Source organism: Mesorhizobium sp. M1006 (assembly GCF_040318825.1).
Lineage (GTDB): Bacteria > Pseudomonadota > Alphaproteobacteria > Rhizobiales > Rhizobiaceae > Mesorhizobium.
The window spans coordinates 1-9512 of the sequence record NZ_JAMYMZ010000092.1; the positions used below are offsets into that span (position 1 = coordinate 1).

Here is a 9512-nt window from a genome sequence, read left to right on the forward strand (position 1 = left end):
GACCCAGAACACGATCCACCATCGCGAATCTCCCTGCTCCAACCTCACAACAGAATCACTGATCGGCTTCTGTGCAAAGATCTCCTTGTGGGAGAAGGTGTCGCCGAAGGCGACGGATGAGGGGGGCTCCAGTTTGGCACCGCCTCATTTCTTCCAACACCCCTCAACCGTCTCGGCGCTAGCGCGCCGATCCACCTTCTCCCACAGGGGGAGAAGGGGACGCGCTCCTATCGCCGGGTCTGAAAATCCGCCGCTGCGGCGCATGGCCGGCGCCCGGACGTGCACATCCGTCTTGACGCAAGCCCGAACTGCGCCGCACAATCGCTCGCAGCAGGCGAAGGGAGGCCAGTCGCCTGCGGGAGGATATACCCATGACGGAAGCGATCAGGCTCTACTGGGGCCGGTTCGGACATGTTTCTGTCCTGAACGTCGCCAGCGACTTCGTCACCCACGCCCATGTCGAGGCGCATATCATCATCTGGCTGGAAGGCACCGCCGGCGAGATCACCATCGGCCGTGAGACGGTGCGGCTTGGACCGGGCACCGCCGCCGGCATCAATTCCTTCCAGCCGCACAGCCACGCTCTCTCCCGCGACGGCACGCCCGGCCTGTTCCTCGCCTTTTACATCGATCCGGACTGGGCACGGAAACGCCGCGAGCTGCCTTCCGCCGCGCCGCTGTTCTCCGCCCCGGCAATCACGCTCGAGCCTTGGCTGCACAAGGCAGCGGCTAACCTCCTCGACCATCTCAGCGACAATGAGAGCATCGACGACATCGCCAATTACGAGATCGAGCGCTTCATCGACAGCGTGCTCGATGCCGCCGACGCGTCCGCACCGCAGACCGTGCGTGCCCGCGTCAGCACCATGCAGGATTTCCGCGTCCGCAAGGCGATCCAGCTGATGAAAGCCAATGTCTGCGAGCGCATCTGCTTCGACGACGTGGCGCGCAGCGTCGGCCTGTCGCGGCCGCATTTCTTCGCACTGTTCAAGGAACAGACCAATCTGACGCCCAACGTCTATTGGAACACGCTGCGCATGGAGGAAGCGGTGCGGCAGTTGCAGTGGTCGCAGGAGCCGCTGATCTCGGTCGCCTGCAATCTCGGCTTCACCACGCAAGGCAATTTCTCGCGCTTCTTCCGCGACCATGTCGGCGTCCCGCCGACGCTTTACCGCGAAGCGGCGCGGGCGATCAGCTGAGCGCCTGTTTTTCAGACTATTTGATAGGCGTTCAAGACGCATTGATAAGCGCCGCCGAGCCTGCCGCCCTACCCTCCCAGGCAGCTGATTTGCGAGGGAACGTTCAAATGGCGAAAGTCACCATCTCCAGCGTCATCGACGCGCCGGTCGAAAAGGTCTGGGCGCGCATACGCGACTTCAACGGCCTGCCGACCTGGCACCCGCGCATGGTCGAAAGCCATATCGAGGACGGCAAGGATGCCGGCACGATCGGCTGCGTGCGCAATTTCCAGCTCGCCAGCGGCGCCCGCCTGCGCGAAAAGCTGCTCGATTTCTCCGACGAGAACTTCCTCGTCAGCTACGCCATCCTGGAGACGCCGCAGCCGCTCACCAACCACAAGGCGACGCTGCAGTTGCGGCGGGTGACCGACGGCGACCGCACCTATGCCGAATGGACCGCCAGCTTCGACGCGCCCCCAGAGGAAGCCGACAAGCTGGCCGAAGGCATGGGCGCCAACGTCTTCCAGGGCGGCTTCAACGCCCTGAAGGCCCATTTTGCCGGCCAGAGCCAGGCGTAAAGGGAGCGTTCCATGACGCTTGCATTGCAGACTTTCGCGACGGTGAAGGACGCCGGCGCGGCGCTGAAAGCCGCCGGCACCCGCTACCTCGGTGGCGGCACGTTGGTCGTGCGCGCCGCCAATGAAGGCGACGTGTCGATCTCCGGTTTCGTCAGGTCGACCGAACCGGCGCTGTCGGTTATCCACATTTCCGGCGGCGAGGTCCGCATCGGCGCTTCGGTGACCATGGCGGCGATCGCCCGCCATCCGGATCTCGCCCCGCTGGCCCACGCCGCGCGCGCCGTCGGCGGCCCGGCGATCCGCAACATGGCGAGCGTCGGCGGCAATCTCTTCGCGCCAACGCCTTACGGCGATTTCACCGTTGCGCTGCTGGCTCTGGACGCAACGGTCAGCACCAGCGACGGCGAGCTGCCGATCGAGACATTCCTGGCAAGGCGCGAGAGCAATGACGCTATCGTCACCGCGGTCGGCTTCACGCTTCCGACCGAAGGCGGCTTTCGCTTCCTGAAAGTGTCGCGGGTCAAGCCAAAGGGCATTTCGGTGCTGAGCATCGCCACCGTGCTGGAACAGGCGCCGGACGGCACTGTCACGTCAGCGCGGATCGCGCTCGGCTGCATGGCCGACCGGCCGATCCGTGCCAGGGCGGCGGAGAAAGCCTTGATTGGCCGGAAACTCACCAGCGAGGGCATCGCACCGGCACTGGCCGTTGCCCGCGACGGCACTTCGCCGCCAACCGATCCGATCGCCAGCGCCTGGTATCGCAACGAAGTCCTGCCGGTCCATCTCGGCCGGCTGCTGCTCGCCTGAAAGACCGTGGCGCATATGTCCGCCTGGCTGCGGCGCAAGGAGTAAAAAGATGGCAAAGGTCCCGATTCAGTTCACGCTCAATGGTGCGGAGAAAGCCGAGTTCATCGACAGCGGCACGACGCTGCTTCATGCGTTGCGCGACAAGATCGGCGACACCTCGCCGAAGGGCGGCTGCCATCAAGGCACTTGCGGCGCCTGCTCGGTCATCATCGACGGCGAGCTCAGGCTGTCCTGCCTGACGCTGGCCGAGACCTGCAATGGCGCAACCGTCACCACCACCTCGGGACTGGCGGAAGGCGGCGTGCTGCATCCGCTGCAACGCGCTTTCCTCGATGCTTTCGCCACCCAATGCGGTTTCTGCACGCCGGGCATGATCATGGCCGCCAAGGTGCTGCTGGATCACACGCCGAACCCCAGCCGCGAGGATGTGGTCGAGGCGCTGTCGGGCAATATCTGCCGCTGTACCGGCTACGAGCCGATCATCCAGGCGGTGCTGAGCGCCGCGCGGTCCAATTCGCAGAACGCGGCTTGAGGGGAGTCAAGAAGATGGAACTCCGCAAGAGCTACTTCGCCGACCAGCGCAAGGACGATCTGCACGAGATCGGCCAGCCGCGGCCGCGTTCGGATTCGCCGGGCCATGTCACCGGCAAGACCGCCTATTTCGCCGACCGCAATTTTCCCGGCATGCTGCACCTGAAGATGGTGCGCAGCCCGCATCATCACGCCCGCATCCGCAGCATCGATACGTCAGAGGCGGAAAAGCACCCCGGCGTCGTCAAGGTGCTGACCGCCAAGGATGTGCCGCACAATGTCTACACCATCCTGATCCTGATCCAGATCGGGCCGGAGGACGAGACGGTGCTGGCCGACGGCAAGGTGCGCTGGAAGGGCGAGGCCGTGGTGGCGGTGCTGGCCGAGACCGAGCGCGCCGCCCAGGAAGCCGCCGCCAAGGTCAAGGTCGATTACGAGGTGCTGCCGGCCGTCTTCGACATGGACGAAGCGCTGAAGCCCGGCGCTCCGATCGTCAACGAATATCACGGCCGGAATTATTACCTCTACGACAGCGGCGAATGCCGCAAGGTGCGCTTCGGCGATGTCGAGGCAGGCTTTACAGGAGCCGACCACGTGCTCGAACAGACCTACCAGTCTTCACCGATCGAGCATGCGCCGACCGAAACGACCGGCTGCATCGTCGCGCCGGAGGGCAACGACCGCTTCACCTGCTACACCAACACGCAGGCGATGTTCTTCACTCTCGATAGCGCCTCGATCATCCTGCAGATGCCCGGCAACAAGCTGCATTTCGTCGGCGGCACTGTCGGCGGCGGCTTTGGCGGCAAGGTCGACGTCATCGTCGAGCCGATCGCCATCCTTGGCGCCAAAATAACAGGACGACCGGTCTGTTTTATCTACAGCCGCGAGGAAGAGATGCAGATTTCCTCGCCGCGCGCCGCCGAGAAAGTCGTCATCAAGGACGGCGTCATGAACGACGGCCGCATCGTCGCGCGCAAAGTGACCGGCTACACCGACGCCGGCGCCTATTCGCGCCATTCGCCCTACGGCGCGCAGAAGGGCGCCGGGCATTATCCCGGCCCGTATACGATCCCGAATGTCTGGATCGACACCTACTGCGTCTACACCAACCGCACCCCGTCCTCGGCGATGCGCGGCTTCGGCGTCACCATCGGCGATTTCGCGCTGGAGGTGCAGATGGACAAGCTCGCGCGGCTGATCGGCATGGACCCGCTCGAATTCCGTTTCATCAACGCCTATCGCGATGGCGACATGAAAGCACATCGGCAGCCGACCGAGGGTGCTGCGCTGATCGAGTGCATGCAGGAAGCCTCGCGCGCCGCCAACTGGCCGGTGGCGGAAAAATTCATGGCGATGTCCTCTTACGCGAAGGGAGTTTGAGATGGCGATCAGGCGCGGACGCGGCGTCGCCGCGATCAATTATCCGACCGGCATGAATCTCGGCGGCGACCCGACCCAGGCGCTGGTGCATTCGACGCCGACCGGCAATTTCATGGTGACGCTGTCGAGCGTCGATCTCGGCCAGGGCATGAAGCAGATCATGGCGCAGATCTGCGCCGAGACGATCGGCGTGCCGACCGACCGCGTCGTCGTCGACACCGCCGACACCGACACCGGCCCGCATTGCATGGGCACCTTCGCCTCGCGCGGCACGCACCGCGCCGGCAATGCGGTTATCCAGGCGGCCAGGGAAGCCCGCCAGGTGATGCTGGAAGTGGCGGCCGAGGAGCTGGAGGTGAATGCGTCCGACCTCGAGACCGACGGCCAGGGCAACATCCTGGTCAAGGGCGCGCCGCAGAAATCGATCTCGATCTTCGATGTCGCGCTGTCGGCGCATTTCAAGCGAGGCCGTTCGATTTCCGGCCGCGGCATGTTTTTGATCCCCCGCTCCTATCCCGAAAAGGAGACCGGCGCGATGAAGCCGTCGACCTGCTACGCGCACGCCTGCACGGTTGCCGAGGTCGAAGTCGACGACGAGACCGGCGAAGTCACCGTGCTGACCGTGAAGAACGTCTTTGAGATCGGCCGCGCGCTGAACCCGAAAATGGTCGAGCAGCAGCTCGTCGGAGGCTCGTGGATGGGCATCAGCCATGCGCTCTACGAAACGACCGAACCCTATTATCCCAATCGCGACCATGGCGGCACCGACTTCAACCAATATCTGATGCCGGGTCCTGGGGATCTCGCTCAAACCGATATCATCGTGCTGGAGAGGCCCTCGGCGGACGGGCCGTATGGCGCCAAGGGGCCGGGCGAAATGTGCGCCAACCCGCAGATCCCGGCGGTCGCCAATGCCGTCTTCGACGCCGTCGGTGTGCGCATCGATACACTGCCGATCACGCCGGAGCGCATTCTGCGGGCGCTGAAGGCGCAAGCCCCGAACTGAGTGCCGGAAATGCCCAAGAGAAGCGCCCGGACTTCAAGCGCAGAGACAGTCGCGACCTCGCCGGAGGCGGTGGCGTCCCGGCTCGCCACCTCGCGCTATCTCGCCGATGAAAGCCTGGCCACCGCAATCTTCCTGGCAATCAGGCTGGGTAAGCCGCTGCTGCTCGAAGGCGCGCCCGGCGTCGGCAAGACCGAAGCGGCGAAGGCGATAGCCGAACTGCTCGGGCGCGATCTGGTGCGGCTGCAATGCTATGAAGGCATCGACGCCGCGCATGCGCTATACGAGTGGAACTACCAGCGCCAGCTGCTCGCCATCCGCCATGCCGGCGAGCACGAGGTCGACATCTATGACGACCGTTTCCTGATCGCGCGGCCGCTGCTGCAGGTGCTGAAGGCGCCGGAAAAGCGCGTCCTGCTGGTCGACGAAATCGACCGTTCCGACCATGAATTCGAAGCGCTGCTGCTGGAGTTCCTGTCCGATTTCCAGATCAGCATTCCCGAGCGCGGCACCATCCGCGCGACGGCGCAGCCGATCGTCATCCTGACCTCGAACCGCACCCGTGAACTGGCCGAAGCGCTGCGGCGGCGCTGCGTCTATCACTGGATCACCTATCCCGACGCCGGGCGCGAGGCCGAGATCATCATGCTGCGCGCCGGCGATGTCGCCGAGGCCACGGCGCGCGCCGTGGCTTCCGCCGTGCGCGACATCCGCGCGCGTCCGCTGGCTAAGCCGCCAGGCATCGCCGAGGCGGTCGAATGGGCCAATGCCGCGACCATCCTCGAAAAGGGCGGCAGCCCCTGGCCGGAAGCCTTCCGCCGCGCCATCGGCGTGCTGATCAAGGACGAGGAGGACCTTTCCTGCATCGCGCCCGAGCTCGGCAAGATTGTCGAGGAGGCGCTGGCGTGATGCACGATCGAAGCGCGCTAGCGCGATACCCCAGGGCTAGTGCGCGACGCTGGCGGGACAGCGCCCCCCTCTGTCCTGCCGGACATCTCCCCCTCAAGGGGGGAGATTGGCAGTTTGGGCGCTCCGCTCAATTCTGCAACGTTGAAGATTGGCGAAAGCCGGCGAGATGTCTGATCTCCCCCCTTGAGGGGGAGATGTCCGGCAGGACAGAGGGGGGCGCGAAGGAATGATGCGTCCGGAAAGTTTGCCCCGTGCGACCACGCCGTTCCTCGGCTTCGCCCGGCTGCTCCGCCGCTACGGCTTTGCCATAGCACCCGAGCAGGTCTCCGGCTTCATGCAAGCGGTAACCCTGCTCGGGCCCCGCTCGATGAACGACATCCACGAGGCGGCCCTTGCCACGCTGGCGCCGCCGCCCGACCGCCGCGACGAATTCGAGGCGCATTTCCGGAGCCATTTCTATGGGGACGCCGCGGCGCTGGTCGAAGGCGAGGCCGACGAGGAAACCCGCATCAAGGACGATGGTGCAACGAGCGAAGAGGAAATCGAAGTGGTCCGCCAGGAGCAAGGCGGCGAACTGTCTTCGGCCAGCGAACAGTTGAGCGTCCGCGAGTTCCATCGCGACAGCGACGGGCTTGCCGCCTTCCGCCGCAAGCTCGCCACCGCTTTGCCCGCGCGCCGCTCCTTCCGCACCGTACGCACGCATGCGCGCGGCAAGCTCGATCTGCGCCGTTCGCTTAGGGAGATCGTCAGCGCCGACGGCGATATCCCCTCGCCGCTGCTGCGCCGGCGGCAGGCGGTGCCGCGCAAGCTTCTCATCCTCATCGATGTATCCGGCTCGATGAAACTCTACACATCAGACTATCTCAAGCTGGCGCATGCGGCGGTGCAAGGCGCCGACCGGGCGGAGGTCTTCACTTTCGGCACACGGCTGACCCGCATCACCTCGCCGCTGCGCATTCGCGACCGCGACCAGGCGCTGGCCCGCGCCGCTGCCCAGGTCGACGACTGGGACGGCGGCACCCGTATGGGACCGACGCTGCTCGCGTTTCTATCGGTGCCGCGCTTCTCCGCCTTTGCACGCGGGGCGGCGATCGTCATCCTGTCGGATGCGCTGGAGCGCGGCGATCATGCCGAGCTGGAGACGGCGATGCGCCGGCTGAGCGCCCGCGCCTTTCGGCTTTCGCTGGCGACGCCGTTGGCCGGCGATCCGCGCTTCCGGCCGGCCACGGCAGCACTTCGCGCCATCCTGCCGGTGCTCGACGACCTGGTCGACGGCTCGTCCATCGCGGGCCTCACCGAGTTCATCCTGTCGCTCGCCCGCCCCGCCCCGGCGGCCGCGGCAATCTGGAAGAGGGTTTCGTGATGCAGAAGGCGATCGACGCGCATTTCCACATCTGGCGCCAAAAGGACCAGCCATGGCTGGTCGGGCCGATGGTGCCGCGCATCTTTGGCCCTTACGAGCCGATCCGCCGCGACTATCCGATCGAGGAATTCCTCGCCGACCAGCAAGGCTCGGGCGTCGAGAAGGCGGTCTATGTCCAGACCAACTGGGCCAAGGAGGATTTCGAGAACGAGGTCGCGTTCCTGCAGAAGACCGCGGAAGAAACCGGCTGGCCGCACGCCATCGTCGGCTATGCCGACATGACCGTGGACGACGTGCGTTCCCAGATCGACCGGCTGATCAAGTATCCGCTGCTGCGCGGCGTGCGCATGCAGCTGCACTGGCACCAAACGCCGGCCTTCCGCTTCGCCGCCTCGGCCGATCAGGTCATCGACCCGAAGGTGCGGGCCAATGTCGCGCGGCTCAAGCATTACGGCCTGTCCTTCGACCTGCAGCTTTTCCCCGCCCAGATGAAGGATGGGCTGACGCTCGTCGGCGAGAACCCCGAGACCAATTTCATCCTCACCCATGCCGGCATGCTGACCGACATGGAGCCCGAAACCACCGAGGCCTGGAAGGCAGGCCTGCGCACGCTGTCAGCGGCGCCCAACCTCTATGCAAAGCTGTCCGGCCTCGGCACCTTCGTCCACCACAACGACCCGGCGCTGATCGGCTATATCGTCGACAACACTATCGACATCCTCGGCAGCGACCACCTGATGTTCGGCTCGAACTTCCCGATCGAGAAGCTGTGGACCAGCCACGCCGAGCTGATCAGGGCGCACCGGGAGGCGGTGGCGAAACACGGCGCGGCGGCCGAGGCCGATATTTTCTGGAACACGGCGGAGAAGGTTTATCGGCCGGTGTAGCGCGCGTCCCTTCTCCCCTTGTGGGAGAATGTGGATCGGCGCGTAGCGCCGAGACGGATGAGGGTGCTGGAAGAAACTAGGCGGAGAAAATCCCAGCGATTTGAAGCACTTACGTCTCCAAGGCCGCGATCCGTCCAGCACCCCTCATCCGACCGAGCTTCGCTCGGCCACCTTCTCCCACAAGGGGAGAAGGGAAGGCGCCGCGCCTCACCTCACCGCACCTCGAACTGCGGATCGACCGGTATCTGCATCGCGGTGACCATCTGGTTGGTCTGCCCGGCCAGCCCGATGATCGAGACCAGTTCGCCATGCTGCGCATCGGTCATGCCCTTGGCCCGGGCTGTCGCCGTATGCGAATGGACGCAATAGGAGCAGCCATTGGCGGTCGAGACGGCGATGTAGATCATCTCCTTGGTCAGCGGATCGATGGCGCTGTCGGCGACCATCACCGCCTTGAGCTGTTCCCACACCCGCTTCAGCGACGCCGGATCATTGGCCAGCCCGCGCCAGAAATTGTTGACGAAATCGGATTTGCGCGTCGCACGGATGTCGTCGAATACCGCCTTGACCGCCGGGATTTTTTCCACCTCGGCATCGCTCAGAAGTTTCGTCGTGGCCATGGCTTGGTCCTTTCGTTTGGATCGTTATGCGAGGTCGTTGAATCAGGTCGGGAGAAAAGGCGGCTAACCGCCTTGGATGAATCAGCAATTGACGCGCTGAGGCAAGACCGTAAGGCTGGCCGAGGCCCCTCACCCTCGTCATCCCTGGGCGAAGCAGGAGCGAAGCTCCGTCGCGGAGACCCTGGGATCCATATGTGGACGGCGCCCTGCCTGCAACGGTTGTTTTGCGTCGTTTTCGATCGCTTGCGTCCAT

10 protein-coding genes are annotated in these 9512 nt (G+C 64.8%); 9 read left to right on the top strand and 1 reads right to left on the bottom strand.

Features of this window, described 5'->3' with window-relative positions; all coding sequences use genetic code 11:
- Window positions 1-371 precede the first annotated feature (371 nt).
- The 9 genes from NKH60_RS33965 to NKH60_RS34005 all read left to right on the top strand — a co-directional run bounded on the left by NKH60_RS33965 (window position 372) and on the right by NKH60_RS34005 (window position 8639).
- Complete coding sequence (locus NKH60_RS33965) at window positions 372-1199, top strand: helix-turn-helix domain-containing protein (RefSeq protein ID WP_352874974.1); 828 nt, start codon at window positions 372-374, stop codon at window positions 1197-1199.
- 107 nt (window positions 1200-1306) lie between these two features.
- Window positions 1307-1756 (top strand): SRPBCC family protein, encoded by a 450-nt coding sequence (locus tag NKH60_RS33970; RefSeq protein ID WP_352684795.1) that lies wholly within the window; start codon window positions 1307-1309, stop codon window positions 1754-1756.
- A 12-nt stretch (window positions 1757-1768) separates the two neighbouring features.
- On the top strand, window positions 1769-2563 hold the full coding sequence (locus NKH60_RS33975; protein ID WP_352684797.1) for an FAD binding domain-containing protein: 795 nt from the start codon (window positions 1769-1771) through the stop codon (window positions 2561-2563).
- Between the two features lie 49 nt (window positions 2564-2612).
- Entirely contained in the window at window positions 2613-3095 is a 483-nt protein-coding gene (locus NKH60_RS33980) for a (2Fe-2S)-binding protein (protein WP_352852009.1), read from the top strand.
- 14 nt (window positions 3096-3109) lie between these two features.
- Window positions 3110-4477, top strand: a complete 1368-nt coding sequence (locus tag NKH60_RS33985) for a xanthine dehydrogenase family protein molybdopterin-binding subunit (protein WP_352852007.1) — start codon at window positions 3110-3112, stop codon at window positions 4475-4477.
- Between the two features lies 1 nt (window position 4478).
- The gene (locus tag NKH60_RS33990) at window positions 4479-5483 is read left to right on the top strand and encodes a xanthine dehydrogenase family protein molybdopterin-binding subunit (RefSeq protein ID WP_352503852.1); all 1005 of its coding nucleotides are present in this window, start codon (window positions 4479-4481) and stop codon (window positions 5481-5483) included.
- Between the two features lie 9 nt (window positions 5484-5492).
- A complete protein-coding gene (locus tag NKH60_RS33995) occupies window positions 5493-6389 on the top strand; it encodes an AAA family ATPase (RefSeq protein WP_352874977.1) in 897 nt (298 codons plus the stop codon).
- Between the two features lie 226 nt (window positions 6390-6615).
- Window positions 6616-7752: a vWA domain-containing protein gene (locus NKH60_RS34000; protein WP_352874979.1), complete on the top strand. Its 1137-nt coding sequence runs from the start codon at window positions 6616-6618 to the stop codon at window positions 7750-7752.
- Window positions 7752-8639 (top strand): amidohydrolase family protein, encoded by an 888-nt coding sequence (locus tag NKH60_RS34005; protein WP_352852011.1) that lies wholly within the window; start codon window positions 7752-7754, stop codon window positions 8637-8639. Before NKH60_RS34000 ends, NKH60_RS34005 begins: the two co-directional genes overlap by 1 nt.
- A gap of 212 nt (window positions 8640-8851) precedes the next feature.
- Here the strand turns inward: NKH60_RS34005 and NKH60_RS34010 are convergent, their stop codons facing one another.
- Entirely contained in the window at window positions 8852-9259 is a 408-nt protein-coding gene (locus NKH60_RS34010; protein ID WP_352542966.1) for a carboxymuconolactone decarboxylase family protein, read from the bottom strand.
- Window positions 9260-9512 lie beyond the last annotated feature (253 nt).

Coding starts and splice junctions, on each gene's coding strand:
- NKH60_RS34005 (WP_352852011.1), top strand. CDS start 7,752: ATGCAGAAGGCGATCGACGCGCATTTCCACATCTGGCGCCAAAAGGAC.
- NKH60_RS33980 (WP_352852009.1), top strand. CDS start 2,613: ATGGCAAAGGTCCCGATTCAGTTCACGCTCAATGGTGCGGAGAAAGCC.
- NKH60_RS33990 (WP_352503852.1), top strand. CDS start 4,479: ATGGCGATCAGGCGCGGACGCGGCGTCGCCGCGATCAATTATCCGACC.
- NKH60_RS33970 (WP_352684795.1), top strand. CDS start 1,307: ATGGCGAAAGTCACCATCTCCAGCGTCATCGACGCGCCGGTCGAAAAG.
- NKH60_RS33965 (WP_352874974.1), top strand. CDS start 372: ATGACGGAAGCGATCAGGCTCTACTGGGGCCGGTTCGGACATGTTTCT.
- NKH60_RS34000 (WP_352874979.1), top strand. CDS start 6,616: ATGATGCGTCCGGAAAGTTTGCCCCGTGCGACCACGCCGTTCCTCGGC.
- NKH60_RS33985 (WP_352852007.1), top strand. CDS start 3,110: ATGGAACTCCGCAAGAGCTACTTCGCCGACCAGCGCAAGGACGATCTG.
- NKH60_RS34010 (WP_352542966.1), bottom strand. CDS start 9,259: ATGGCCACGACGAAACTTCTGAGCGATGCCGAGGTGGAAAAAATCCCG.
- NKH60_RS33995 (WP_352874977.1), top strand. CDS start 5,493: ATGCCCAAGAGAAGCGCCCGGACTTCAAGCGCAGAGACAGTCGCGACC.
- NKH60_RS33975 (WP_352684797.1), top strand. CDS start 1,769: ATGACGCTTGCATTGCAGACTTTCGCGACGGTGAAGGACGCCGGCGCG.